Source organism: uncultured Sphingomonas sp. (genome assembly GCF_913062585.1).
Taxonomy (GTDB): Bacteria; Pseudomonadota; Alphaproteobacteria; order Sphingomonadales; family Sphingomonadaceae; genus Sphingomonas.
In genome coordinates this window covers 65451-91454 of sequence record NZ_CAJXWX010000016.1, presented here as the reverse complement: position 1 = coordinate 91454, position 26004 = coordinate 65451, and the positions used below count along the sequence as shown (strand labels likewise).

The following is a 26004-nucleotide window of genomic DNA, read 5'->3' as shown; positions in this document are numbered from 1 at the left end:
TGACGGGGCTCGAACCCGCGACCTCCGGCGTGACAGGCCGGCGCTCTAACCAACTGAGCTACACCCGCTGAAAGCGTCGAGGCGCGCCAACTAGGCGAGCCTCCCGACCCTGTCAACGGATCATTTCAACTTTCTTGCGGAACGTCCGCCGGATCACTTTCACGGTCGAGATGGGTCAGCGTTCCATGCTCGAACAGGAAGCCTGCAATGTCCGGCTTGCCCGCCGCCTTCAGCACGGTCTGAAGGATGATGAGCAGCGGCACCGCCAGCAGCGCGCCGACCGTGCCCCACACCCATCCCCAGAAGCTGAGCGAGACGAGGATCATTACCGGGCTGATGGTCAGGCGATGGCCGACGACCAGCGGCGTGATCAAATTCGCCTCGATCAGGTGCATACCGTACATGATCGCCGGCGGCGCCAGCGCGATCCAGATATCGCTGAAGGTCATGAGGCCGCCGACCGCGAGCAGCAGCGCCCCGATCACCGGCCCGAAATAGGGGATGTAGTTCAGCAGCGCGACGATGCCGCCCCACATCAGCGGATAGGGCATGCCGAACAGCGATAAGGCCCCCGCCACCGCGCCGCCCAGCGTCAGGTTGATGATGGTGATCGTGCCCAGATAGGCCGAGACATCGTCCACCACCTCCTGGATCACCCGCGCGGTCGCCATCGCGCCGTCGAAGCTCGTCCGGCCCCGAATCGTCTCGCGCCGCATCCGCGTCCAGCCCGACAGGACGAAGAAGACGACGAGGACGCCGAACAGGAACTGCACGATCAGCGTCGGGGCCGAGGTCGCGGCCAATTCCAGGATCGAGCTGGGCGGCGACACCGCAGCCGTCTGGGGCTGGCGCACAGGGGTGGATGCGACCTGGCGCAGCGCCTTGTTCACGTAACGCTCGAGATTGGAATAGAGGTCGAGCAGCGGCGCCAGATTGTCCTGGATCCGCCCGATCCGGCTGGGCAGCAGCCGGAAAAAGTCGGTCGCGGGCACGATGATCGCCGCCAGCGCGATATTCGCCACGACCAGGAACAGCAGCACGCAGAGCAGCGCCGCCAGGGGGGACGGCACACGCCGCCGCTCCAGCCATTCCAGGATCGGCACCAGCGCGATCGCGATGACCAGCGCAGTGGTCAGCGGCAGGAAGAACTCCGCCCCCTCCTTCAACGCGAAGGGCAAGGCCAGGATGAACCCTGCACCCGCGGTCAGGGTCAGCCCGGCGAGCAGCCGGTCGCGACGCATCGCGATCCGCACGGCATCGCGCTGCCCCATGCCCACGGGCACCCCCAGGACCGAATCGCCCTCCAGCCGGGTCTTGTCGCCCGCCTCGTCGTACACGTTACTCATAGCCCGCACGTTAGCGGCTTTCCGAAGACAGGAAAGCCGCTAACGCGGTCCTGAGATGACGTTTATGTCATGAAGGACGCGCGACGATAGCATCGCCCTGCATCACCCGGCCTACCAGGCGCGCGGGATGCCGCCGGTCCGCTCGGCGACGGCGTTTTCGATCGACTGGAGCTGGGTACGGGACAACACGCCCGCCTCCATCAGATGCCGCATCAGTTCCTCGGTCAGGGCCGCCAGGAAATGCAATTCCGCCCGCTCCGAGGCCACATCGTCGTTCAAAGCGTCCATCGCCCTACTCCCATAGCCGGATCGACCGAATGTGTAGCGAGCCCCCCAAAGCCGCGATAGTCGGTTTCGCCCTTGGCAGCGACGCGAAGCATTGACGTTAACGTCAAGGTCAATCATCACCACATCATGGACCCGACGACACGCCCCCACCCCTCCCCCGATGCCCTGGCCCAGGGCCTGGTCGCGCTGCTGGACGTGGAGGAGATCGACACCGACCTGTATCGCGGCGCACGGCGCCCCGGCGGCCAGGGCCGGGTGTTCGGCGGGCAGGTGATCGCGCAAGGACTCCAGGCCGCGCAGCGTTCGACCGAGGCCCCGCGCACCGCCCATTCGCTCCACGCCTATTTCATGCGTCCGGGCGACGAGCGTTACCCCATCGTCTACCGCGTGGAACGCGATTTCGAGGGGCGCAGATTCGCCACCCGCCGGGTGATCGCGATGCAGAAGGGCAAGCCGATCCTCAATCTCGCCTGCTCCTTCCAGACGCCCGAAGAGGGCCTGCATCACCAGGACGCGATGCCCGACGTGCCCGCGCCGGACACGCTGACGCCGGAGCGCGAATTGCTGGCGCAACTGGGCGATCGGGTGCCCGCTCCCTTGCGCGCCTTTCTCGAACGCCCCCGCCCCATCGAGTTGCGTCCGGTCGACCCGAGCCAGATGCTCGCGCCCGAGCCGCGCGCGCCCCTGCAGGCGATCTGGTTCCGGCTGGTCGCGCCGATCGGCGACGATCCCGCGCTGCACAGGGCGATCCTGGCCTATGCCAGCGATTTCGCGCTGCTCGGCACCTCGACCCTGCCGCACGGGGTCAACTGGCTGATCCACGACATGCAGACGGCGAGCCTCGACCACGCGCTGTGGCTGCACGAACCGTTTCGTGCGGACGATTGGCTGCTCTACACGACCGACAGCCCCTGGGCGGGCCATGCGCGCGGGTTCAACCGGGGCCGCATCTTCACCGCCGACGGGCGGCTGGTCGCCAGCGTCGCGCAGGAAGGATTGATCCGTCTGCGGACGCCGATCGCCTGACGCCTATCGCCGGAGCATCTCGCGCACCGACTGGGTGGCGCTACGCGTGTCATCGGCCAGCTTCTTGACCTCGGCGGCGACGACCCCGAAACCGCGTCCCGCAGGCCCGGCACGGGCCGCCTCGATACTGGCGTTCAAGGCCAGCATGTTGGTCTGTCCCGCGATCGCGGCGATACGGTCGACGATATGTTCCATGTCGCGCAGCATTGCCTCCAGATCGGTCTTTCGATCCTCGGCGATCAGGCGGAACCGCTCGGCTTGGTCCAGCCGCTCGGCCGCCTCCGCCTCCAGGCGTATCTCGCCGGTGATGTCGCGGGCGAATTTCACGATCTTGCACGGGGCGCCATCGGCACCCAGGATGGGCGTGTAGATCGCCTGCAACCAGATGGCCGAGCCATCCGCCCGCCGCCGCTCGAACCGCCCCGCGATGAACCGCCCCGCGTTCAGATCGGTCCAGAGGCGTGCATAGGCGGGCGACTGGACATAGTCCGATGTGCAGAAGCGGCTGTGATGGCCACCGATCGCCGCCGGGCGGCTATAGCCCATCAGCGAGAGGAAAATGTCGTTCGCGGCCAGCACATGGCCCCGCAGGTCGAATTCGACGATGGCCTGCGAACGGTCGATCGCCGCCAGCCTGCTCTGCGCCTCGGCATCGCTCAGGCAGCGTTGGGTGACGTCGGCGGCGATGGCGATGATCTGCACGAAGGCGCCCTGTGCGTCGACGATCGGCGAATAGCTCGCCTCCACCCAGATGCCGCGACCGTCGCGGTCAATATGCCGATAGGTCCCCTTCTCTACCCGCCCCTGGCGCAGCGCCTGCCAGAAGAGGTCATAATCATGGGAGATGGCGACGTCGGAGGGACATAAGCGCCGATGCGGCTGCCCGATCAGTTCGTCATGGCGATAGCCGAAGGCGCGAAGGAAATTCCCATTGGCCCAGGCGACCCGCCCCTCCAGGTCGAACACGGCCACCAGATGCGCCTGGTCGATCGACCGGAAGACCGGTTCGTTTCCCTGCCATATCTGGCCGGCATCAGGAGCGGCGGCACTCGACATAGCCGCACACTGCCCAAATTGGGCTAAGCAATCGTTAAGCTTTCGTTCCCCTTACACTTGGACGAATAGCTGCCACCGCAATCCGCTTCGCCATACCGTTTTTTCGAGCGAAACCCGATTTCAGGCGATCTGCACCGGGAGGGCGACGAAATCCCGATGACCGCCACCACTTTTCGCGATACTGAGAGGGCTGACGGGTCGCGCCGGCATCGGGCGACGAACAAGGGAAATGGCAGGAATGACGGGAATGCCCGCGCAGGAAGGGCACAATACCGAGCGCTTTCGGCAGAAGCGCGACGCCATTCTGGCAGCGGCGGCACAGGTCATCAACGAACAATCGGCCAAGGGCATGACCTTTGCCGATGTGGCGCGACGGGTCGGGTTGAACACCACCAGCGTCACCTATTATTTCCGGCGTAAGGACGATCTGGCGGCGGCGGCCTTCGAACACACGCTGGAACGGCTGCTGGAGATGCTGGCCGAGGCGGCGGAGGAACCCACGCCCCAGGCGCGTGTCGCGCGCTATCTGGCGATCAACATAGCGCGGCTAGCCCGGATCGAGCGGGGCGAGGAGACGCCCTTCGCCGTCCTGTCCGACCTGCGCGCGATGGAAGAGCCGATCCTCGGCCAGCTTATGGCGGGCTGGCAGAAGGTATTCCGTGCGACCCGCAGCCTGTGGGGCCCCGCCGCCAGCCGCGCGCATACCGACCTCTACGGTGCGCGCGCGCATGTCCTTCTGGAAAACACCTTCTGGTTGCCGATCTGGCTGGTCCGCTACGAGCCCGACCAATATGGCCGGGTCGAGGAGCGGCTGCTCGACGTGCTGACCCATGGCATCGCCGCCCCCGGATCGACCTGGGCGCCGACCATCCTGGACCTGGACGCGCGCGAGACTCAGGGCACCGAGCCGGGGCGGGAGGCCTTTCTGCTGGCGGCGACGCGGCTGATCAACCAGCTCGGCTATCGCGGCGCGAGCGTGCAGCGCATCGCGTCGGAGCTGAACGTCACCAAGGGTAGCTTCTACCACCATCTCGACGCCAAGGAGGATCTGGTCGCGGCCTGCTACCGCCGCAGCTTCGACACGATCACCGCGGCCCAGCAACTGGCCGACGCGGCGGGGGGCAGCCATTGGAGCCGCCTGTCGAGCGCGATCGCGACCCTGCTCGACATCCAGTTCGCCGAGCGCGGACCTCTCCTGCGGACCAGCGCCCTGTCCAGCCTGTCGGGTGAGGTGCGCGCGCAGATGGTCGAACGCTCCAACCGGATCGCACGGCGCTATGCGGGCACGATCATGGACGGCGTCGCCGAAGGCTCGATGCGCGCGGTCGACGCGCTGATCGCGGCCCAGGCGCTGATGGCGATCCAGAACGCCGCCTTCGACATGCGCAAATGGGCAAGCACCATGGACCGCCCCCGGGCCATCGCGCTCTATGCCTCCACCATCCTCTACGGTATGTTCGACGACCGCCTGCTGGGATAGGCGCACAATTTGCGACAATTCGGGCGCGCGCACGACATGATCGGGCGACAGCCGTGCGGCAGAACAGCCATGGTTCGGACGGGACTTGGCCCTTGTCCGCGAAGAGGATGCCCCACCCCATGCGAAAGACCCTGATCGGCCTTTCCCTTGTCGCCATGCTGACCGCGCAAGGCGCCTATGCGCAGTCGGACGCGCCCCCTCCCCTGCCCCACGGTCGTATGGGCGGTGGCCTGATGGGATTGCGGCCCGACGCCAACGGCAACATCACCCGCGACGCCGCGATCGCCGCCGCCGACCAGCGCTTCGCCGCGATGGACGCCAATCACGACGGCACCGTGTCTCCGGAGGAGATGCAGGCCTATCGCGAGCAGATGCGTGCGCAGTGGCAGAGCCGCCGTCCCCAAGGTGACCGCGCCGGTCGCCCCGACCGTCCCGCGCCGCAGCCGGTGACGGCCGAGGCCTATCGCGCCCGGGCGCTGGCGATGTTCGATCGGCTCGACGCCAATCACGACGGCAAGATCGACGCGACCGAACGCGCCGCCATGCCGCGTTTCGGCCGCCATGGCCCGCATGGCGCGGCCCCAGCCTCTCAACCCGCCCCTCAGGGCGATTGAGCCGTCAAGCGGGGCGGCCTATTCTCCCACAGGTCGCCCCGCTTGCGAGCCGCGTACGCCGTGCTAGACCCCTCTCCCATGTCCGAAACGCCGCATCTGCTGCTCGTCGACGACGAGCGTTCGATCCGTGAGCCGCTCGCCGTCTATCTGACCAAACAGGGCTTTCGCGTGACGCAGGCGGGCGATGCCGCCTCGGCGCGCACGCGTCTGGCCGCCTATGCGATCGACCTCGTCATCCTCGACATCATGATGCCGGGCGAAGACGGCCTCTCGCTCTGTCGCCATATCGCCGCGACCAGTGAGGTGCCGGTCATCCTGCTGACCGCCCGTGCCGAGGAGACCGACCGCATCGTCGGGCTGGAAATGGGCGCCGACGATTATGTCGTGAAACCCTTTTCCCCGCGCGAGCTGGCGACCCGCGTGAAAGTGGTGCTGCGCCGGACCCAGGCCGGTGGCGCACGCCATCATGCGCCCGACAGCGGTTCCTATGCCTTTGCGGGCTGGGTGCTGAAATCGGGCGAGCGCTCGCTGGTCGACCGGGAGGGCGTGTCGGTGATGTTGTCGACCGGCGAATATAACCTCCTCCTCGCGCTCGTTACCCGCCCGCGCCAGGTCCTGACCCGCGACCAGCTGCTCGACCTGACCCAGGGGCGCGAGGCCGCCGCCTTCGACCGCGCGATCGACAACCAGGTCAGCCGGTTGCGCCGCAAGATCGAGGCGGATCCCAAATCGCCGGAGATCATCAAGACGGTGTGGGGCGGCGGCTATACGCTCGCGGCCGAAGTTACGCGCCTGTGACGTTACGCCCGTGACCTTGCGTCTATGGCCACGCCGGCTAGCGGCGCAGATGGCGCTGTTGCTCGCCATCGCGCTATTCGTCGCGCAGGCGATCAGCTTTACGCTGCTGCTGCGCGAGCGCCGCAGCCTGCTGCTCGAGCAGACTTCCGGTCCCGCCGTCGCGCGGCTGAACGATGCGATCGACCGGGCGGCGACCGGAAAGCCGCTGCCGCTGGATCGCGGCCGGGTGCGCGCGTCACTCAACAACCCGATCCGCCCCAACCTGCCGCGCGTGCCCGAGGTCGAGGCGCTGATCCGCGAGGGGCTGGCCGAGGCGGGGCATCCCGTCGGCCAGGTCGTGACCGGCATCCGCCCGTTCAAGCCCGAGGATTTCGACTGGCCCCGCCGCCGCTTCGATCGGCGCCGCGGCCCGCCGGCCGAGGAACTGATGATCGCGGTGGAGCGCAAGGGCGGCGGCTGGCTGGTCACCCGCTCCTTCTGGCCCAGCGACGGGCTGTACCTGGTCTGGCGGCTGATCACCCAGACGCTGATCCTCTATGGCATCATCCTGTTGCCGGTGCTGTGGATCGGCCGCCGCATCTCGCGGCCCCTGCGCGACCTGACCCGCGCGGCCGAGCGGTTCGATCCGCGCGAACGGGGCGAGCCGATCCCCGAACAGGGGCCGCTCGACGTCTCCGGCCTGATCGCCGCGTTCAACGCGTTGCGGCTGCGGATCGGGGCCATGCTCGACGAGAAGGACCGGATGCTGGGCGCGATCGGGCATGACCTGCGCACGCCGCTGGCCGCGCTGCGCGTGCGGATCGAGTCGGTCGAGGACGAGCAGGACCGGCTGCGCATGGCCGACACCATCGGCGAGATGAACAAGACGCTGGAGGACATACTCTCGCTGGCCCGCGTCGGACGCCCCAGCGAGAAGGAAACCGATGTCGACGTCAATGCGCTGGTCGATGCGGTCGTCGCCGACTTCCACGATCTGGGCCAGGACGTGACCTTCGAGGAAGGCGGCCGGCTCCGGATGAAGCTGCGCCCCACGCTGATGCGGCGCGCGGTGCGCAACCTGATCGAGAATGCGATCAAATATGGCCACACCGCCGATGTCCGCATCGACGCGCGGGCCGACCGGGTGGCGATCATCGTCGCGGACAACGGCCCCGGCATCGACGCCGATCAGCTGGAGACGGTCTTCGACCCCTTCACCCGTCTCGAAACCTCGCGCAATCGCGAGACGGGGGGGATCGGCCTGGGGCTGGCGCTGGCCCGCTCGATCGTGCGCGAGGCGGGCGGCGATATCGTGCTGGCCAACCGGCCCGAGGGCGGCCTGTCCGCGACGATCACGCTGCCCAGATGATCCTCCCCGGCGCAGGGCGGATCGCTCAAGCCTCCCGTGCCACCCGCAGCATGGCGAGCGCTGCCAGCCCCATGACCCCGGCGGCAATCGCCATCGTCCAGACGATGTCGTGCGGAAAGACATGCGCCACCACCGCACCCATGACCGACGACACGATCAGCTGCGGCAGTACGATAAAGATGTTGAACAACCCCATGTAAATGCCCAGCTTCTCCGCCGGCAGCGCAGCCGACAGGATGGCATAGGGCATGGTCAGGATCGAGGCCCAGGCGATGCCCACCAGCACCATCGCCCCCATCAGCCACCAGGCATCGCGAATGACGAGGAACGAGGCGAACCCCGCCGCGCCGCACAGCAAGCCCAGCACATGCGTGTTCCGGCGCCCGAAGCGCCGCGCAAGCGGCGGCAAAGCAAAGGCCCAGAGGGTCGCCACGCCGCTATAGACCGCGAAGAGCACCCCGACCCAATTCGCACCCTCGTTGAACGCCGCGCTCGACGCGTCCGTCGTATGGAACACCCGCTCCGCGACGATCGGCGTGGTGTAGATCCACATGATGAACAGCGCCGACCAGGTGAAGAACTGGACCAGCGCCAGCCGCTTCATCGTCGGGGGCATGGCCGCCAGGTCAGCCAGGATCTGGCTCAAGGCATTGCGCCCCTTGCCCCCGCGCACCAGCAGCACGCTGACAACCCGGGCCAGGCCGAAGGCGATCAGCCCCGCGCCCAGCAGATAGACCGGCTTGTCGAGCCCGAGCCATCCGACGGCCGCCACGACGATCGCCCCCGCCACGATCCACAGCGGCGCGGTACCGATCCGGTCGGCAGGCACCGCATCGCTATGCCCCGCCTGGTCCTCATCGCTATCGGCGAAACGCGCCAGTTGCTCGGGCGAATATTCCCGGGTGGTCAGCACCGTCCACAGCACCGCACAGAACAGCGCCGCCGCGCCGATATAGAAACCATAACGCACCGAGGGCGGCACCTCGCCCGGTCCGGCGACATTGGCGACATGGAAGACATCGGTCAGCACCAAGGGCGCAAGCGACCCCAGCACCGCGCCCATGCCGATAAAGCCGGTCTGGAACGCATAGCCCGCCGTCCGCTGGCGGCGGGGCAACATGTCGCCGACAAAGGCGCGGAACGGCTCCATCGAGACGTTGAGCGAGGCGTCGAGCAACCACAACAGCAGCGCCGCACCGATAAGCCCGCCAGCATTGGGCATCCCCACCAGCGCCAGCGTCGCCAGCACGGCCCCGGCCAGGAAATAGGGTCGCCGCCGCCCGAACCGGCCCCAGGTGCGGTCGCTATAATGACCGATCACCGGCTGGACGAGCAGCCCGGTCAGCGGCGCGGCGATCCACAGGAACGCCAGATCCTTTTCGGCGGTGCCCAGCGACTGGAAGATCCGACTGACATTGGCGTTCTGCAGGGCAAAGCCAATCTGGATGCCGAAAAAGCCGAACGAGGTGTTCCACAACCCCCAAAAGCCCTGACGCGGCTTCTCCATAACCTCTCCCAAAATTCTGTTATCATTATAGTTTATGGACGGATGCTGGACCCGCGCACCACCAGGGTGGCGGGCAGCAAAGTGGGCGTCGGCGGCTTGCCCGCAATCTCCGCCAGCAGCGCGCGGACCAGCAGCCGCCCGGCCGCCGCCGCATCCTGCACCACGGTGCTCAGCGGCGGATGCGCAAAGCTGGCCGCCGGAATATCGTCGAACCCGACCAGCGAGACATCGGCGGGCACGCGCAAGCCCGCCTCGGCCAGCACCCGCATGGCGGCCAGCGCGATCAGGTCGCTGGCTGCCATGATCCCGTCGAAGGGCTTGCCCCGCGCCAGCAATTCGCGCGCGGCGCGTTCGCCCTCCTCCTCGCTGGAGATGGCGCCCACCTGAAGCGACGGATCGCAGGTCAGACCCGCCTCCTCCAGCGCATCGCAATAGCCGCGATACCGGTCGTGAAACTCGGGATAATGGTCGGTCGCATCGCCCAGAAACGCGATCCGCTTGCGCCCCTGCGCCACCAGATGTCGCGTCGCCGCCAGCGCGCCCGCATGATTGTCGCATCCGACGGTCAGCCCCGGCTGCCCCGGCGCGACCGATCCCCAGCGCACGAAATGCGTGCCGCGCGCGACCAGCGTCTCCAACTGTTCGCGATAGGCAGCGTAATCGCCATAGCCGAGCAGGATCAGGCCATCGGCGCGATGGCTGTCCTCATAATCGGCCTGCCAGTTGCTGGTCGGATTCTGGAACGAGACGAGCAGGTCGTAGCCGACCTCGGCACAGCTCTCCATGATCGAGCCCAACATACCGAGGAAGAAGGGATTGATGAGCGTCCGTCCCGGCGAGGGATCGCGGAACAGCAGCAGCGCCAGCGTCCGCGTCTGCCCGCTGCGCAGGTTGGAGGCGGCACGGTCGACCGTGTAGTTCAGCGTCTTGGCGATCGCCTCGATCCGCGCGCGCGTCGCGGCGCTGACCGACGGGCTACCGCGCAAGGCACGGCTCACCGTCGGCTGGGACACGCCCGCCATTTGCGCGATATCGAACGATGTGGGCTTACGCGGACCGGCCAAGACGTGCGCTTCCTCCTCTCCACCCCGCATACCGGCTTTCATGACCCGGGTTAAGCGCGAGCCCTGTCGTATTAATGCAACAGACCGAAACGGCCGCATTGAATACGTATGCGGCTTTATTGGCTTTCGATGTCTTCGATTTCACAGAGAGCCCAACAAACCATACCCGTCCTTTGAACGAAGACGGGGTTTCTCGGAGGGGATTTCATGACGGTTCGCCCTGTGGCGCCGGCCGATGCCGCGCGCCTGTTCCTGAAGCTCGGGGTCAGCACGCTGGCCATGACGATTGCGGCGCCGGTGTTTGCGCAGACCACCACCATCGTACCCGCGCCGACCAATGGTCCCGACACCGCCGCGCAGCAGGCCCAGTCAGACGCCGAGCCGGGTGAGATCGTCGTCACCGGCTTCCGCGCCGCGCTGGAAAACGCCGTCGCCGAGAAGAAGAACCGCGATCTGGTCGTCGAGTCCGTCTCGGCGGAAGATATCGGCAAGCTGCCCGACGCCTCGATCGCCGAATCGATCGCCCGCCTGCCCGGCGTCACCTCGCAGCGGGTCAATGGCCGTTCCAACGCCATTTCGATCCGCGGCTTCGCGCCCGACTTCTCGACGACGCTGCTGAACGGCCGCGAGCAGACCTCGACCGGCGACAATCGCGCGGTCGAGTACGATCAGTATCCGGCCGAAGTCGTCAACCAGGTCCTGATCTACAAGACCGCCAATGCCGGGTTGATCGGCCAGGGCCTGTCGGGCACGGTCGACCTGAAGACCATCCGCCCGCTCGACTATGGCAAGCGCGTCTTCTCGATCGGCGCGCGCGGCACCTATGCCGATATCGGCAAGCTGAACGCGGGGTCGAAGGACTTCGGCTATCGCGGCACGGCGACCTATGTCGACCAGTTCGCCGACGACAGGATCGGTGTCGCGCTGTCGGCCAGCTATCTGAACGAACCATACCAGATTCAGGAAGGCAATGCCTGGGGCTATGCGCAGACGACCGTCGACGGCCAGCCGGTCGATGTCATCGGCGGCTCCAAATCCTATGTCACCTCGACCACGCTGAAGCGCCTGGGCCTGTCGGGCACGGTGCAGTGGCGGATGAGCGACACCTTCACCAGCACGCTCGACGGCTTTTATTCGGACTTCAACGACGATCAGATCAAGCGCGGTATCGAGCTGCCGCTGCAATGGGGTTCGGGCACGACGCTGACCAACCCCGTCGTCAAGAACGGCCTCGTCACCTCGGGCACGTTCAACAATGTCGAAGGCGTGGTGCGCAACGACTCGTTCCAGCGCAAGGCCAAGCTCTATTCGTTCGGCTATAACGGCAAGTACAAGGGCGATGACGGCTGGAGCGCATTCATCGACCTCAGCTATTCGCGCACCGATCGCGACGAGGTGACGCTGGAGACCTATAGCGGCACCGGATACGGCCAGGGCAATGGCGCGACCGACACGCTGGGCTTCACCACCGGCCTGACCGGCACCGTCTTCAAGCCGACGCTGAACTATTCCGACCCGAACCTGATCCAGCTGACCGATCCGCTGGGCTGGGGCGGCTCGACCCGTCAGGCGGGCTATTATAACGACCGCAAGGTCACCGACGAGATCAAGCAGTATCGCGTCGAGATCGAGCGCGAGGTCGAAACCCCGATCGTCAGCGCGCTGCGCTTCGGCCTGAACTATACCGATCACGCCAAGTCGCTGGCCCCCAACGAATCCTTCGTCACCCTGCCCGGCACCGCGACCATCGCGCCGGTGCCGCAGCAATATCGCCAGACGCCGACCGACCTGACCTATCTGGGTCTGGGCCCGATGCTCAGCTATGATCCGCGCGCGCTGCTGGCGGGCGGGGTCATCGTGCTGACGCCGAACACCAGCCCGGACGTGCCCGCCAAGGCCTATCGCACCACCGAGCATCTGATGACCGCCTATCTCCAGGCGGACCTGAAGGCGCAGTTGGGCGCGGCCGAGCTGACCGGCAATATCGGCGTGCAGGCGGTCGGGGCCGAGCAGAAGTCGCGCGGCCTGATCTATAACGGCACCGGCTACACCAACATCGTTCAGGGCGACGATTATTGGGACATCCTGCCCAGCGCGAACCTGTCGCTGCGCCTGCCCAGCGACTGGGTGATCCGCCTGGCCGCCGCGCGCCAGATGATGCGCCCGCGCTTCGACGATATGCGCGTCGCCCTGTCCTATGGCTTCGACGCGGCGCAGGGGATTATTTCGGGCAGCGGCGGCAACCCGTATCTCCGCCCGATCCGCGCCAATTCGTTCGACGCGACGATCGAGAAATATTTCGGGACCAAGGGCTATCTGGCCGCCCAGGGCTTCTACAAGGACCTGGCGAGCTTCGTGTATAATCTCGAACAGCCCTATGATTACGCCGGGCTCCCGCTGCCCGCCGCCGTGCCGATCGGCACGCCGACGCAAGGGCGGATCACCCGACCGATCAACGGCACCGGCGGCAAGATCTACGGCGCCGAACTGGCGGGCACGCTGCCACTTGGTCAGGTGTTCGGTTTCCTCGACGGTTTCGGCCTGACGGGCGGCGGTTCGTACACCAAGACCGAGATCACGCCGACGCCGGGTGGCAATGCGGAGGATATTCCCGGCTACTCGCGCTGGGTGGCCAACGGCACCGCCTATTTCGAGAAGTGGGGCTTCAACATCCGCGGCTCGGTCCGGTATCGCTCGACCTTCGTGGGTGAACTGTCGGGCTTCGGTGCCAACCGCGTCCGCCGCCGCGCCATCGACGAGACGATCGTCGATGGCCAGATCGGCTATGACTTCCAGGACGGCACGCTGAAGGGTCTGTCGCTGTTCGTCCAGGGCCAGAACCTGACCGACACGCCGTTCGTCACCGTCAATGGCGGTCGCCGCGACGAAGTGATCGACTATCAAAGCTATGGCCGCCGGTTCCTCGCCGGGTTTACCTATCGCTTCTGATGACCGTTTCCCGCGCCGGCACCATTCGGCGCGGGAAAGATTGTGAGAGACGCCGCATGATCGCCGCCCCGTCCGCAGACCACCTCGCCCGCCGGGTCGTGATCGTCGGCGGCGGTACCGCCGGATGGATGACGGCGGCGGCGCTGGCGCGGTTCCTGCCCGCCTCGACCCACATCACCCTGATCGAATCCGATGCGATCGGCACGGTCGGGGTGGGCGAGGCAACCATTCCCGGCATCCGCCTGTTCAACCAGATGCTCGGGCTGGACGAAGCCGAGTTTCTCCGCGCCACCGGCGGCAGCTTCAAGCTAGGCATCCGGTTCGAGGGTTGGTCCGGCGAGGGCAGCGGCTATCTCCATGCGTTCGGCAGCATCGGCCGGGCGCTGGGCCTGGTGCCCTTCCATCATTACTGGCTGCGCGGCGGCGGCGCTGCGAACCCGGCCTCGCTCTGGGGCCATATGGCGAGCGCGCAAGCCGCGATGGCGGGCCGCTTCGCCCCCGATCCCGGCCGCCCCGACCTGCCGAGCGGCTTGGCCTGGGCCTATCATTTCGACGCAAACCTGTACGCCGCACTGCTCCGCCGCCATGCGGAAGCGGCAGGCGTGGTGCGGGTGGAGGGTAGGATCGCCTCGGTTGCGCGCGATGGCGGCGGGCGGATCGACCATGTCGTGGTGGAGGGCGGAGCGGTCCATAAGGGCGACCTGTTCGTCGACTGCACGGGGTTCCGCGCGCTCCTGATCGGCGAGACGATGGCGGAGCCGTTCGACGACTGGTCCGAACTGCTACCCTGCGACCGCGCGCTCGCGGTTGCGGGTGAGCGCGCCTCTCCCCTGCCCCCCTATACCCGCGCCATCGCGCACGGGGCGGGGTGGCGCTGGCGCATTCCGCTTCAGCATCGCACCGGCAACGGGCTGGTCTATGACAGCCGCCACCTGTCGGACGATGCCGCCGCCGACCGGCTGCTCGCCGCGCTGAACGGCGAATCGACGGGCGACCCGCGTCTGTTGCGCTTCACCACCGGACGGCGCGCCCGCGCCTGGGTCGGCAACTGCGTCGCACTCGGGCTGGCCGCGGGGTTCCTGGAGCCGCTGGAATCGACCAGCATCCATCTGATCCAGTCGGGGATCGCGCGACTGCTGGACTATTGGCCCGGCCAGGCGCTCCAACCGGTCGAGATCGACGCCTATAATCGCGAAACCGAGGCCGAGTGGCTGGCCATTCGCGATTTCCTGATCCTGCATTACCACGCCAACGCCCGGCCCGAGCCCTTCTGGACCGAACGACGTGCGACGCCCCTACCCGATAGCCTGGCCACCCGCATCGCGCTGTTCCGTGCAGCCGGCCGGTTCCGGCGCGAGGGCGACGAGCTGTTCGCCGAGCCCGCCTGGGTCCAGGTGATGATCGGACAGGGCATCCTCCCCGCCGCGCACCATGCGCTGGCCGATGCGCTATCGGCGGACGAGCTGGACGATTTCCTCAGCCTCACCCGGCGCCACGCCGCGCAGGTCGCCGCCCGGCTGCCGACGCACGACGCCTTCCTCGCCGCGCACTGCGCCGCGCCCTTATCAAAGGTCTTTGCATGAAAAAGCTGCTGCTCGCCCTGCTGGCGACTGCCACGCCGCTCGCCGCCCAGGATTACCGCCAGCGCCTGCCCCAGGACGAGGTCATCTATTTCGTCCTGCCCGACCGGTTCGACAATGGCGACACCGCCAATGATCGCGGCGGCCTGACGGGCGGCCCGCTGACCACTGGCTTCGATCCGACGCACAAGGGCTTCTACCATGGCGGCGACCTTAAGGGCCTGACCAGGCGGCTCGACTATATCCAGGGACTGGGCGCGACCGCGATCTGGCTGGGGCCGATCTTCAAGAACAAGGCGGTGCAGGGTGCCAAGGGGCAGGAGAGCGCGGGCTATCACGGCTATTGGATCACTGACTTCACCACGGTCGACCCGCATCTGGGCAGCGAGGCCGACCTGCACGCCTTTATCGACGCCGCGCACGCGCGGGGCATGAAGGTCTATATGGACATCATCGTCAACCATACCGCCGACGTGATCCAGTATCGCGAGTGCGCGGAAGGCTCACCCTGCCCTTACCGCGACATTGCGACCTATCCCTATCAGCGGCGCGGCGGCGTGAAGGGACCGGCGATCAATCCCGGCTTTGTCGGCGACGAGGTGCAGACGGCGGCGAACTTCACGAAGCTGACCGATCCGAACTACGCCTACACACCTTACGTCCCGGCGGCGGAGAAGAACGCCAAGACCCCGGCCTGGCTCAACGACCCGATCTATTATCACAATCGCGGCAACACGACCTTCGAGGACGAGAGTTCGACGATGGGCGATTTTTCGGGGCTGGACGATCTCTACACCGAGAATCCACGCGTCATTTCGGGCATGATCGACATCTATGGCAGCTGGATCGACCGCTTTGGGGTCGACGGCTTCCGCATCGACACCGCCAAGCATGTCGACCCTGCTTTCTGGCGCGCCTTCGTGCCCGCGATGCTGGCGCGGGCCAAGGCGAAAGGCATTCCGAACTTCCACATCTTCGGCGAGGTGACGGCGGGCATGGAGCCCGGCTATCTCGCCCGCTGGACGAAGATCGCCGACTATCCGGCGGTGCTCGACTTCGCCTTCATGAACGCGGTGATCCAGACGGTCGCAGAGAACAAGCCGACCCGCACCCTCGCCAGCCTGTTCGAGGGCGATGTCCTCTATGCCAAGGGCGAGGCGACGGCGGACATATTGCCGACTTTCCTCGGCAATCACGACCATGGCCGCTTCGCCCATGATGTCCGCGTGGCGAACCCCAATGCCTCGGACGAGGAAATCCTGAAGCGGGTCGAACTGGGTCATGCGATGCTGCTGACCTTGCGCGGCGTGCCGACCATCTATTCGGGCGACGAACAGGGTTTTGCGGGCGACGGCAACGACCAGGATGCGCGTGAGGACATGTTCGCCAGCAAGGTCGCCAGCTATAACGACAACCGGCTGGTCGGCACGACGAAGACGACCGCGACCGACAGCTTCGTGCCCTCCCACCCCCTTTACCGCGAGATCGCGACGTTCGCCCGATTGCGCGTCGCCAACCCGGCGCTGACTCGCGGGCGGCAGGTGATCCGCGCGCGCGGCGATGCGCCGGGGCTGTTCGCGGTATCGCGCTTCGATCCCGATAGCGGCCGCGAATATGTGATCGCCTTCAACACCTCGGCCAAGGCCATCGCCCAGGCCGTGCAGGTTGAAACGGCATCGCAGCGTTTTACTGCCATGGCTGGGCACTGCGCCCCGACTGCCGGCGCGCCTGGCAGCCTGATGTTTGACTTGCCCGCCTTCGGCTATGCCGTTTGCGCGGCGGAGGCCCGTTGATGACCCAGACCGTTCCGACTGCCCCGCGTCCCTGGTGGAAGGGCGCGGTGTTCTATCAAATCTATCCGCGCAGCTTCGCCGACAGCAATGGCGACGGCATCGGCGACCTGCCCGGCATCACCGCGCGGCTGGACCATGTCGCCAGCCTGGGCGTCGACGCCATCTGGCTGTCGCCCTTCTTCACCTCGCCGATGAAGGATTTCGGCTATGACGTGGCGGATTACCGCGATGTCGATCCGATCTTCGGCACGCTGAAGGATTTCGACGCGCTGGTCGCGCGCGCGCACGAACTTGGGGTGAAGGTCGTCATCGACCAGGTGTACAGCCACACTTCCGACGAGCACCCCTGGTTCACCGAAAGCCGCGCCAGCCGCACCAATGCCCGCGCCGACTGGTATGTCTGGGCCGATGCCAAGCCCGACGGCTCGCCGCCGTCCAACTGGCAGTCGGTGTTCGGCGGCCCCGCCTGGACCTGGGACGCGCGGCGCGGGCAATATTATCTGCACAATTTCCTGAAGGAGCAGCCGCAGCTCCACGTCCACCATCCCGAGGTGCAGGCCGAGTTGCTGGCAACCGCGCGCTTCTGGCTGGACCGGGGGGTGGACGGCTTTCGCCTCGATGCGATCAACTTCATGATGCACGAGCCGACCCTTCGCGATAACCCACCCGCCCCCGACACGGGCAAGACGCGCACGCGCCCCTTCGATTTCCAGGTCAAGCTCTACAATCAGAGCCATGCCGATATCGTGCCCTTCCTGGAGCGGATCCGGTCGACGCTGGATGAGTATGGCGACCGCTTCACCGTGGCGGAGGTCGGCGGTGACGAGGCCGATCGCGAGATGAAGCTGTTCACCGCCGGGGATCACCGGCTGAACACCGCATACGGCTTCGACTTTCTCTATGCCGACCGGCTGACCCCGCGCATCGTAGCCGAGGCGCTGGCGAAATGGCCCGCCGAGCCGGGTGTCGGCTGGCCGAGCTGGGCGTTCGAGAACCATGACGCGCCGCGTGCCGTGTCCCGCTGGACCACGCCCGAGCATCGCGACGCGTTCGCACGGATGAAGATGCTGCTGCTGCTGTCGTTGCGCGGCAACGCCTTTCTCTATCAGGGCGAGGAACTGGGGCTGACCCAGGTCGATGTGCCCTTCGAGCGGCTAGTCGATCCCGAGGCGATCGCCAACTGGCCGCTGACCCTGTCGCGCGACGGGGTCCGCACGCCGATGCCGTGGAGCAGCAATGCGATCAATGGCGGTTTCTCGGACGCGGAACCCTGGCTGCCGGTCGGGCCCGACCATGCCGCGCTGGCGGTCAACCGGCAGGATGGCGATCCGGACTCGCTGCTGAACCTCACCCGCCGCCTCGTCCAGCTGCGCCGCCAGACACCCGCGCTGGCGGGCGGCGGGCTGACGCTGCTCCACGCTGATGACCAGCTGCTCGCCTTCGAGCGGCACGAGGGCGGCCAGCGGCTGCTCTGCCTGTTCAATACGGGCGACACGCCCGTCCAGCTTCCCGCCACCCTGCCACGCGGCGGACGGGTGCTGGTCCAGATCAATAACGCCACCGATGAACGCCTTGGCGCGTTCGGAGCGGCGATCCGGGAGATGACTGCATGAAGACGACCATTGCCATCGGGCTGGGCCTTATGGCCTCTGTCGCCCAGGCCCAGAACGGCCCCGCCGATCCGGCGGTGAACGAAACCTTCAAATTCGCCAAGCCAGCAGGCCAACCGGACGCGGTGGAGACCTCGCCCGACGGCCGGATCACGGTGCAGGTCTCGACCGACAATGACGGCCGCGCGGTCTATATGATCGCCCGTAACGGCAAGGCGATCGTCGCGCCCTCGCGGCTGGGCATGATGTTCACCGACGCGCCCAAGATCGAGCGCGGCATGAAGATCGAGTCCGTCGCCCACGCCAAGTCCGACACCAGCTGGACCCAACCCTGGGGCGAGTGGCGCACCATCCGCGACAACCATCGCGAGATGCGAGTCCGCCTGATGGAATCGAGCGCACTGCATCGCCGCTATGACGTGGTGTTCCGGGTGCAGGACGACGGCGTCGGCTTCCGCTACGAATTTCCCGAGCAGCAGGCGCTTCCCAAGGCCGACGTCGCCGAAGAACTGACCGAGTTCAACATCGCGCAAAACGGCACCGCCTGGTGGAAGCCAGCCTTCCTCTGGAACCGCGAGGAATATCTCTACAACCGCACGCCGATCACGGCGGTCGGCACGGCCGCAACGCCGATCACCATGAAGCTGGACGACGGCACGCATATCGCCATCCATGAGGCGGCCTTGGTCGACTATGCCAGCATGGCGCTGATGAAGACCGAGGGGAATGGGTTCAAGGCGGTCCTGACCCCCGGCTCAGGCGCGCCCAAGGTGGTGAAGACCGGCGCGTGGACAACGCCCTGGCGCACCTTCCTGATCGCCCCCGATGCGGGCGGGCTCTATATGAGCCACCTGATGCTCAACCTGAACGAGCCCAACAAGCTGGGCGACGTCAGCTGGGTGAAGCCGGGCAAGTTCGTCGGCGTCTGGTGGAAGATGATCAAGGGCGAATGGAGCTGGGCTCGGGGCCCGCGTCACGGTGCCACAACCGCGAATGTGAAGACCTATATCGACTTCGCATCCAAATACGGCATCCCCGGCGTGCTGGTCGAGGGGTGGAATATCGGCTGGGACGGCGACTGGGCGGGCAATGGCTCGGCGATGCAGTTCGCGACCCCGGCAGAGGATTTCGATGCCGACGCGCTGGCGAAATATGCCAAGTCGAAGGGCGTCTCGCTAATCGGCCATCACGAGACTGGCGGCGCGGTCAGCCATTATGAGAGCCAGTTCGACCCCGCGTTCAAGTTTGCCGCCGATCATGGCGAGCATGTCGTCAAGACCGGCTATGTCGCCGATGCAGGGCAGATCGAGCGGGTGAATGCGGACGGCACGGTATCGCGCGAATGGCATGAGGGCCAGTGGATGGTGAATCACCATCTCCGCGTTCTTCAGGCCGCCGCCGAGTATAAGGTGTCGATCGACAGCCACGAGCCGGTCAAGGACACCGGCCTCCGCCGCACCTATCCCAACTGGCTGGCGCGCGAGGGGTCGCGGGGCATGGAATATAATGCCTGGCCGGGCAAGAACCCGCCCGAGCATGAGGCGAATCTCGCCTTCACCCGGATGCTCGAAGGCCCGATGGACTTCACGCCGGGCGTGCTCAGCCTGACCGGCAGCGACAACAGCCCGATCCAGTCGACCATCGCCAAGCAGCTGGCGCTGTATGTGGTGCTCTATTCGCCGGTGCAGATGGCGGCCGATACGCCGGAGAATTACGCGAAATACCCGGAAGCCTTCCGCTTCATCGCGGATGTGCCGGTGGACTGGGAGGACAGCCGCGTGCTGAACGGCGAGGTCGGCGATTACGTCACCTTCGCGCGGCGCGACCGTAAGAGCCGCGACTGGTATGTCGGGTCGATCACCGACGAGAATGCGCGGGAGCTGACCGTGACGCTCGATTTCCTCGATCCTGGCAAGACGTACGAGGCGCAGGTCTATAAGGACGGGCCCGGTGCGACCTATGCGACCGAGGCGCGGCATTCGATCGCGTTCGAGACTCGGCGGGTGAAGAAGGGCGACACGCTGACGCTGTCGCTGGCCCCCGGTGGCGGCCAGGCGATCCGGTTGAAGGCGCTGTAACGCCGCAATTCCTCCCCATCTCTGATGGGGAGGGGGACCGCGCCCGCAGGGCGTGGTGGAGGGGCATGGCCGGTCCGTCCTGCCCCTCCACCATCGCTGACGCGATGGTCCCCCTCCCCAAGCAAGCTTGGGGAGGAGTTGGTCGTTACTTCGTCGGGAAGCCGCGCTGTTTCAGGAGCGCGTTCACGTCCGGGTCCCGGCCCCGGAACGCGCGATATGCCTCCGCCCGGTCCGTCTCGTTCCCCGTCGACAACAGGATGCGCGCAAAGCGATCCGCCGTCGCCTTGTCCCACGGGCTACCCGCGTCCTCGAACGCGGCGAAGGTGTCGGCGTCCATCGTTTCCGACCAGAGATAGCTGTAATAGCCCGCCGAATAGCTGTCCGACGAGAACAGGTGATTGAACTGCGGCAGGCGGTGCCGCATCACGAGTTCCCTGGGCATCCCGATCTCGCGCAGCGTCGTCGCCTCGAACGCCGCCGGATCGACCACGCCGTCGGGCACGGTGTGCAGCTTCATGTCAACGATCGCCGAGGACAGATATTCGGTCGTCGCAAAGCCCTGGTTGAAAGTTTCCGACGCCTTGATCTTGTCGAGCAGCGCCTGCGGCATGGGCTGGCCGGTCTTGTAGTGGCGGGCATATTTGTCGAGCACGTCACGGGTCAGCAGCCAATGCTCGTTCACCTGGCTGGGATATTCGACAAAGTCGCGCGGCGTGCCCGCCAGCCCCGGATAGGTGACGTTCTGCAGCATCGCATGGATCGCGTGGCCGAATTCGTGGAACAGCGTCTCGGCATCGTCCAGGCTGATGAGCACCGGCTCGCCGGGCGCACCCTTGGCGAAGTTGTTGTTGTTGGACGACAGGACATTCTGCGCCGGCGGCAGGTTACGCTGGCCGCGATAGGTGTTGGCCCAGGCGCCCGAGCGCTTGCCCGTCCGCGCGAAATCGTCGCGGTAGAACAGGCCGACCTCCTTGCCGTTGCGGGTGACGTGCCACACGCGCATGTTGGGCTCGAAGACCGGGACCGTGCCGGTGATCTCCTTGAACTCCAGGCCGTAGAGCCGGTTCGCGGCATAGAGCGAACCCTGGATGATGTTGTTCAGCTCGAAATAGGGCTTCAACTCGGCCTGATCGAGATCGTAGCGGCTCTTGCGGACCTTTTCCTGATAAAAGCGATAGTCCCAGGGCTCGATGGTGATCTTCGCACCGTCCTTATCGGCGATCGCCTGCATGTCGCGGACCTCCTCGGCGACGCGCGCCTTGGCGGCGGGCCAGACGCGCATCATCAGGTCCATCGCGGCGGCCGGGGTCTTGGCCATCGTGTCCTGCATCCGCCAGTCGGCATGGGTCTTGAAGCCCAGCAGATGCGCGCGATTGGCGCGCAGGCGGACGATGCGGGCAATGGTCGCCTTCGTATCGTTGATGTCGCCATTGTCGCCACGCTTGGTGAAGGCGCGCCACACCTGCTCGCGCAGCGCCCGGTCGGTGGCGAAGGTCAGCACCGGATCGACCGCCGAGCGGGTGTTGACGATCGCCCAGCCCTGCTTCCCACGCTCGGCCGCCGCCGCCTTGGCGACCGCCTTTACGCTGTCGGGCAGGCCCGCAAGGCGCGCCTCGTCGGTGACGATGATCGCGGTGCCTTCATCGGCCAGCAGCCGCTGCGAGAACTCGGAGAAGTTGATCGCGAGATTCTGGTTGAAGGCGGACAGCTCGGCCTTCTGCGCCGGGGTCAGCTTCGCCCCCTGCCGAACGAAGCTGTCATAGGTGCGCGTGACCAGCCGCTTCTGCTGCGCATCGAGGCCGGAAGTATCGCGCGCCCGGTAGATCGCCTCGATCCGGGCGAACAGCTTGGGGTTGAAGGTGATCTCGTCCGACGCCTTGGCGAGCTTGGGCGACCATTCGCGGTCCAGCGCCTGATAGGCGGGCGAGTTCATACTGCCCGTCATCACCCCGAACAGCGTCATCACGCGGTTCAGCGTCTGCCCGGCATTCTGCATCGGCACGAAGGTGTTGGCGAAGCTGGGCTTGGCGGGATCGTTGGCGATCCGCTCATAGTCGGCGCGCCGCTCGGCCAGCGCGGCCTCGAAGGCGGCGGGGAAGAGTTCGGGCTTCACCTTGTCCCAGGGTGGCACCCCGCCATAAGGGCCGGTCCAGGGGCTGAGCAGGGGATTGGTCGCGGGGGCCTGCGCGGCCTGCGGGGGAGACGCCGTGGCGGACGTGCTCATAAGGGCCGCCAGGGTGACGGCGATAGGCAGATGACGCAAAAAACACTCCCGTTCATGAACGCCGCGTCATCATAAGCCGCTGATCGGACGGGTAAAGCCCGCTCCCCTTACCGTTCGCCCAACTGCGTCTCGGCCTCGCGGGCGGCGGCGACCAACCCCTCGCCCGTCCGGCGCGCGGCGGACGGCGTCATCGACACCGCGACGCCATTGGGCCCGTCCAGCATCACGATGCCCTGCTCGGCCGTGGCGAGCCCCGCTTCGTCATGCACCTGCGCCGGCGATCCTGGCGAGGTCATGCGCCCCCCTTTTCCAGCGTCGGGCCACCGCCATACAGATAGCCGGGATCGAAATCCGCCAGCGCCGCCAGCCCGTCCAGGTCCAGTATATGGACATTGCCGCTGCGGAAGGTCATCAGCCCCCGCTCGCGCAGAGCGCGCAACACGCGGTTCAGATGGACCGGGGTGATGCCCGACGCCTCGGCCAGGTCGATCTGCGTCACCGGAAAGCGAAACGCCCCGTCCCGCACCATGTCGATCATCGCCAGGCGGGCGTGAAGCTCGCAGAACAGGTGCGCCACGCGCCCATCTGCCTCCAGCCGCCCCAGGCGGAACACCCATTCGCGGTGCATCGCCGCATCGAGCAGGGTCGAGAACCAGAGCAGCCGGGTAAGGCGCGGATAGCCCGCGACGATCCGCTCCAGCCGGTCATGCCCCGCCAGCGCGACCCGCACCGGGGTCAGCGTCGCAACGTCATGGTCCAGATGCCGCATCGCAAAGCCGTGCAGGTCGACGAAATCGCCGGGCACATGGAAGGCGACGATCTGGCGATTGCCTTGGCGATCGTCCATGTAGCGGCACATCACGCCTTCAAGCAGCAGGCTGCTCTGGCGGACCCGCTCGTCGCGACGGATGACGATCGTCCGCGCGGGGATCGCACGCACCTCGTCGATGCTGTGTTCCAGCACCGTCACATCTTCGGGCGTCATCATGTCGCGCCCGCGCCCCTCCAGGAACAGGCCGGTCAGCAGCGGCCTGTCAGGGGACGGGCGCTGCTGCCGCAGGGTCTCGATCGCGGACACCGTCATTACTTGGATCCCTCACGCAGCGTATCGGATTGCCAATCCTTCGCCGGGGCAAAGGGTTCCATCGTCACGTGAGCGGAACGGTTCAGCCGCCGATCGACGTACCCGATCCGTGGATCGCCCCGGCCTCATGCGCCCCGGCATCGGGGTGTTTGCGATTGCTGCGCACCGATGCCCAGAATGACAGGCCGATCAGCGTCGCGCCGATCAGGCCGGTGATCGTCTCGGGGATATGGAAACGCACCGACAGCAGCATGATCGCGGCCAGCGCGACGATGGCGTAGAAGGCGCCGTGCTCCAGGTACCGATATTGCGCCAGCGTGCCATGGTCGACCAGCATGATCGTCATGGACCGCACGAACATCGCCCCGATGCCCAGGCCAAGCGCGATGATGAACAGATTGTTCGACAGCGCGAACGCCCCGATCACGCCATCGAACGAGAAGCTGGCGTCGAGCACTTCCAGATACAGGAACGCCGCAAGGCCCGACCGCGCGGCCGCCCCCGTCACCGCGTCGCCGTCCCCTTCCAGCACCACGCCGATCGCATGGACCGCGATATAGGTCAGCAGCCCGAATATGCCCGAGGTGATGAAGGTCATCGCGTCCGCCGCCGGGATGGACTGCGCGATGACATAGAGCGCCAGCAGGACGATCCCGGTCGCCAGCCCCGCGATCTTGCGAAGCGCGGCCAGCGGACGCTCGATCGCGCCGATCCAGTGCTCGTCCTTATCCTCGTCCAGGAAGAAGCCCAAGCCGACCATCGCCAGGAAGCTGCCGCCAAAGCCCGAAATGCCGACATGGGCGGAGGTGATGATCTGTTCATATCGGACCGGATCGCCCGCCGCGAGCTTGACGGCCTCGACCGGCCCGAGATGCGCGGCGAGGGCGACGATGGCGAGCGGGAAGACGATCCGCATCCCGAACACCGCGATCAGGATGCCCCAGGTCAGGAAGCGGTGGCGCCATTTGTCGTCCATGTCGCGCAGCACGGTCGCGTTGACCACCGCATTGTCGAAGGACAGCGACACCTCCAGCACGCCCAGGACCAGCACGATCCACAGGATGCCCAGCGTTCCGGGCAGCGTGCCCGTGCTCTGGAAGCCCAGCCATGCCGCGATCGCCAGGCACAGCGCGGTGAAGACGAACGAACCCTTATAATATTTCAACAGCACCCGCGAACCCCTGTCCCTGCCCCGATCACCCCTGTTCGGCGATCCGGAGGCCGTGACGGTAAAGTCGGGCTCCCCGGATTTGTTCAATCGGGCACCGGCTCTATCGCGGCGAAGTCGGCGGGGGACAAGCCGGGATCAGATGCGGGCGTCGTTGCCCAGCAATTGTTCGGTGATCAGCGCGGCGGTCCCGAGCAACTGCCTCAGGGCTTCCTCCTCGCTGGCCAGGGCAGCGGTGATCCGGACGAAGGGGACGGTCAGCACCGCGCAGGCGCGTCCGGCCCGCATGATGGGTGCCGCCAGTTCGATCATGCCCAACAGCTCGGCGCTCTCGGACCGGACAAAGCCCTGGGCTCGGATCGCATCGGTGTCTTCGCGCAATTGCTGGCAGGCCCGATCCGACAGCGGGGGATCGAACAGCGCTTCCCATTCGCGCCGCTTCGCCTCCGACTGAAAGGCGTAGAGGACGTGGCCCGAGGCCGTTTCGTGCATCGGCCGACGATAGCCGACACGGACCGAAAAGCCGACCGTGGTGTTCGCCTCCATCCGCGCGATCACCGACGATGCCGCGCCTGACGGGATGGCCAAATAGCAGGACTGGCCGATCTGATCCGCCAGCCTGCGCATTTCCGGCAGGGCCTGTTCCATCAGGCTGCGCACCGGCGGCCGCTTCAGCCCGAGATGGAACAGCCGCGACGTCATCACATAACCGTCCGGCCCCTGCGCGACATAGCCGCGATGCTCCAGCACCTGGATCATCCGGAAAAGCTCACCGGTCGACCGCCCCAGTCGTGTGACGATGGCACTCATGGTCAGCGGGTGTTCCTCCGCCGCCAGCAGTTCGAGGATGTCCAGCCCCTTTTCCAATGCCGGGGCCCGGTACAGGCGCTTGTCGTCGGTGCCGCTCGCCATATCCGTGGACAACAGGACTCTCCGTCGCGATGTCGACAACAAATGCCTGTATCGCAGCTAAAAATGCCCGCTGCCCACT

20 protein-coding genes are annotated in these 26004 nt (G+C 66.5%); 10 read left to right on the top strand and 10 right to left on the bottom strand.

Annotated elements, in window-relative coordinates; translation table 11 throughout:
• Nucleotides 1–125: 125 nt before the first annotated feature.
• Both QZ546_RS11870 and QZ546_RS11865 read right to left on the bottom strand, forming a co-directional pair.
• Nucleotides 126–1271, bottom strand: coding sequence for an AI-2E family transporter (locus QZ546_RS11870; RefSeq protein WP_294237643.1), 1146 nt, complete (start codon nucleotides 1269–1271; stop codon nucleotides 126–128).
• Nucleotides 1272–1457: 186 nt separating this feature from the next.
• On the bottom strand, nucleotides 1458–1634 hold the full coding sequence (locus QZ546_RS11865) for a hypothetical protein (protein ID WP_294237638.1): 177 nt from the start codon (nucleotides 1632–1634) through the stop codon (nucleotides 1458–1460).
• Nucleotides 1635–1760: 126 nt separating this feature from the next.
• On the opposite strand from QZ546_RS11865, the gene QZ546_RS11860 reads away from it, so the two are divergent.
• On the top strand, nucleotides 1761–2660 hold the full coding sequence (locus tag QZ546_RS11860; RefSeq protein ID WP_294237637.1) for an acyl-CoA thioesterase II: 900 nt from the start codon (nucleotides 1761–1763) through the stop codon (nucleotides 2658–2660).
• Between the two features lie 3 nt (nucleotides 2661–2663).
• Here QZ546_RS11860 and QZ546_RS11855 read toward each other — a convergent pair whose 3' ends face one another.
• Nucleotides 2664–3716, bottom strand: a complete 1053-nt coding sequence (locus QZ546_RS11855; RefSeq protein WP_294237636.1) for a PAS domain-containing methyl-accepting chemotaxis protein — start codon at nucleotides 3714–3716, stop codon at nucleotides 2664–2666.
• Between the two features lie 238 nt (nucleotides 3717–3954).
• On the opposite strand from QZ546_RS11855, the gene QZ546_RS11850 reads away from it, so the two are divergent.
• The 4 genes from QZ546_RS11850 to QZ546_RS11835 all read left to right on the top strand — a co-directional run bounded on the left by QZ546_RS11850 (nucleotide 3955) and on the right by QZ546_RS11835 (nucleotide 7956).
• Complete coding sequence (locus tag QZ546_RS11850) at nucleotides 3955–5196, top strand: TetR/AcrR family transcriptional regulator (protein ID WP_294237634.1); 1242 nt, start codon at nucleotides 3955–3957, stop codon at nucleotides 5194–5196.
• Nucleotides 5197–5315: 119 nt separating this feature from the next.
• Nucleotides 5316–5810, top strand: a complete 495-nt coding sequence (locus QZ546_RS11845) for a hypothetical protein (RefSeq protein WP_294237632.1) — start codon at nucleotides 5316–5318, stop codon at nucleotides 5808–5810.
• Nucleotides 5811–5888: 78 nt separating this feature from the next.
• Nucleotides 5889–6608, top strand: coding sequence for a response regulator (locus tag QZ546_RS11840; protein WP_294237629.1), 720 nt, complete (start codon nucleotides 5889–5891; stop codon nucleotides 6606–6608).
• 49 nt (nucleotides 6609–6657) lie between these two features.
• On the top strand, nucleotides 6658–7956 hold the full coding sequence (locus QZ546_RS11835; protein ID WP_294237626.1) for an ATP-binding protein: 1299 nt from the start codon (nucleotides 6658–6660) through the stop codon (nucleotides 7954–7956).
• A gap of 25 nt (nucleotides 7957–7981) precedes the next feature.
• Here QZ546_RS11835 and QZ546_RS11830 read toward each other — a convergent pair whose 3' ends face one another.
• Both QZ546_RS11830 and QZ546_RS11825 read right to left on the bottom strand, forming a co-directional pair.
• Nucleotides 7982–9463 (bottom strand): MFS transporter, encoded by a 1482-nt coding sequence (locus tag QZ546_RS11830; RefSeq protein WP_294237622.1) that lies wholly within the window; start codon nucleotides 9461–9463, stop codon nucleotides 7982–7984.
• A gap of 32 nt (nucleotides 9464–9495) precedes the next feature.
• On the bottom strand, nucleotides 9496–10527 hold the full coding sequence (locus QZ546_RS11825) for a LacI family DNA-binding transcriptional regulator (RefSeq protein WP_294237619.1): 1032 nt from the start codon (nucleotides 10525–10527) through the stop codon (nucleotides 9496–9498).
• A gap of 207 nt (nucleotides 10528–10734) precedes the next feature.
• On the opposite strand from QZ546_RS11825, the gene QZ546_RS11820 reads away from it, so the two are divergent.
• Genes QZ546_RS11820 through QZ546_RS11800 form a run of 5 tightly spaced genes read left to right on the top strand, consistent with a single transcriptional unit; the run spans nucleotide 10735 to nucleotide 20537 of the window.
• A complete protein-coding gene (locus QZ546_RS11820) occupies nucleotides 10735–13476 on the top strand; it encodes a TonB-dependent receptor (protein WP_294237617.1) in 2742 nt (913 codons plus the stop codon).
• 56 nt (nucleotides 13477–13532) lie between these two features.
• Nucleotides 13533–15059, top strand: a complete 1527-nt coding sequence (locus QZ546_RS11815) for a tryptophan halogenase family protein (protein ID WP_294237615.1) — start codon at nucleotides 13533–13535, stop codon at nucleotides 15057–15059.
• Complete coding sequence (locus QZ546_RS11810) at nucleotides 15056–16849, top strand: alpha-amylase family glycosyl hydrolase (protein ID WP_294237612.1); 1794 nt, start codon at nucleotides 15056–15058, stop codon at nucleotides 16847–16849. The genes QZ546_RS11815 and QZ546_RS11810 overlap by 4 nt, the downstream gene beginning before the upstream one ends.
• Complete coding sequence (locus tag QZ546_RS11805) at nucleotides 16849–18462, top strand: alpha-amylase family glycosyl hydrolase (protein WP_294237609.1); 1614 nt, start codon at nucleotides 16849–16851, stop codon at nucleotides 18460–18462. The genes QZ546_RS11810 and QZ546_RS11805 overlap by 1 nt, the downstream gene beginning before the upstream one ends.
• Entirely contained in the window at nucleotides 18459–20537 is a 2079-nt protein-coding gene (locus QZ546_RS11800; RefSeq protein WP_294237607.1) for a glycoside hydrolase family 97 protein, read from the top strand. Before QZ546_RS11805 ends, QZ546_RS11800 begins: the two co-directional genes overlap by 4 nt.
• A 145-nt stretch (nucleotides 20538–20682) precedes the next feature.
• On the opposite strand, the gene QZ546_RS11795 is transcribed toward QZ546_RS11800, so the two are convergent.
• The 5 genes from QZ546_RS11795 to QZ546_RS11775 all read right to left on the bottom strand — a co-directional run bounded on the left by QZ546_RS11795 (nucleotide 20683) and on the right by QZ546_RS11775 (nucleotide 25937).
• Complete coding sequence (locus QZ546_RS11795; protein ID WP_294237605.1) at nucleotides 20683–22800, bottom strand: M3 family metallopeptidase; 2118 nt, start codon at nucleotides 22798–22800, stop codon at nucleotides 20683–20685.
• A 68-nt stretch (nucleotides 22801–22868) separates the two neighbouring features.
• Nucleotides 22869–23057 (bottom strand): hypothetical protein, encoded by a 189-nt coding sequence (locus QZ546_RS11790; protein WP_294237602.1) that lies wholly within the window; start codon nucleotides 23055–23057, stop codon nucleotides 22869–22871.
• The gene (locus QZ546_RS11785; protein WP_294237599.1) at nucleotides 23054–23845 is read right to left on the bottom strand and encodes a Crp/Fnr family transcriptional regulator; all 792 of its coding nucleotides are present in this window, start codon (nucleotides 23843–23845) and stop codon (nucleotides 23054–23056) included. The genes QZ546_RS11790 and QZ546_RS11785 overlap by 4 nt, the downstream gene beginning before the upstream one ends.
• Nucleotides 23846–23927: 82 nt before the next feature.
• Nucleotides 23928–25013 carry a DUF475 domain-containing protein gene (locus QZ546_RS11780; protein WP_294237642.1) on the bottom strand — a complete coding sequence of 362 codons (1086 nt, stop codon included), beginning with the start codon at nucleotides 25011–25013 and terminating at the stop codon, nucleotides 23928–23930.
• Nucleotides 25014–25151: 138 nt separating this feature from the next.
• The gene (locus QZ546_RS11775; RefSeq protein ID WP_294237597.1) at nucleotides 25152–25937 is read right to left on the bottom strand and encodes an IclR family transcriptional regulator; all 786 of its coding nucleotides are present in this window, start codon (nucleotides 25935–25937) and stop codon (nucleotides 25152–25154) included.
• Between the last annotated feature and the right edge of the window lie 67 nt (nucleotides 25938–26004).

What these genes read in the sequence shown, in the direction of transcription:
- QZ546_RS11805 (WP_294237609.1), top strand. Translation starts at nt 16,849, where the DNA reads ATGACCCAGACCGTTCCGACTGCCCCGCGTCCCTGGTGGAAGGGCGCG.
- QZ546_RS11840 (WP_294237629.1), top strand. Translation starts at nt 5,889, where the DNA reads ATGTCCGAAACGCCGCATCTGCTGCTCGTCGACGACGAGCGTTCGATC.
- QZ546_RS11830 (WP_294237622.1), bottom strand. Translation starts at nt 9,463, where the DNA reads ATGGAGAAGCCGCGTCAGGGCTTTTGGGGGTTGTGGAACACCTCGTTC.
- QZ546_RS11855 (WP_294237636.1), bottom strand. Translation starts at nt 3,716, where the DNA reads ATGTCGAGTGCCGCCGCTCCTGATGCCGGCCAGATATGGCAGGGAAAC.
- QZ546_RS11865 (WP_294237638.1), bottom strand. Translation starts at nt 1,634, where the DNA reads ATGGACGCTTTGAACGACGATGTGGCCTCGGAGCGGGCGGAATTGCAT.
- QZ546_RS11785 (WP_294237599.1), bottom strand. Translation starts at nt 23,845, where the DNA reads ATGACGGTGTCCGCGATCGAGACCCTGCGGCAGCAGCGCCCGTCCCCT.
- QZ546_RS11820 (WP_294237617.1), top strand. Translation starts at nt 10,735, where the DNA reads ATGACGGTTCGCCCTGTGGCGCCGGCCGATGCCGCGCGCCTGTTCCTG.
- QZ546_RS11815 (WP_294237615.1), top strand. Translation starts at nt 13,533, where the DNA reads ATGATCGCCGCCCCGTCCGCAGACCACCTCGCCCGCCGGGTCGTGATC.
- QZ546_RS11835 (WP_294237626.1), top strand. Translation starts at nt 6,658, where the DNA reads ATGGCGCTGTTGCTCGCCATCGCGCTATTCGTCGCGCAGGCGATCAGC.
- QZ546_RS11790 (WP_294237602.1), bottom strand. Translation starts at nt 23,057, where the DNA reads ATGACCTCGCCAGGATCGCCGGCGCAGGTGCATGACGAAGCGGGGCTC.
- QZ546_RS11845 (WP_294237632.1), top strand. Translation starts at nt 5,316, where the DNA reads ATGCGAAAGACCCTGATCGGCCTTTCCCTTGTCGCCATGCTGACCGCG.
- QZ546_RS11870 (WP_294237643.1), bottom strand. Translation starts at nt 1,271, where the DNA reads ATGGGGCAGCGCGATGCCGTGCGGATCGCGATGCGTCGCGACCGGCTG.
- QZ546_RS11860 (WP_294237637.1), top strand. Translation starts at nt 1,761, where the DNA reads ATGGACCCGACGACACGCCCCCACCCCTCCCCCGATGCCCTGGCCCAG.
- QZ546_RS11850 (WP_294237634.1), top strand. Translation starts at nt 3,955, where the DNA reads ATGACGGGAATGCCCGCGCAGGAAGGGCACAATACCGAGCGCTTTCGG.
- QZ546_RS11800 (WP_294237607.1), top strand. Translation starts at nt 18,459, where the DNA reads ATGAAGACGACCATTGCCATCGGGCTGGGCCTTATGGCCTCTGTCGCC.
- QZ546_RS11810 (WP_294237612.1), top strand. Translation starts at nt 15,056, where the DNA reads ATGAAAAAGCTGCTGCTCGCCCTGCTGGCGACTGCCACGCCGCTCGCC.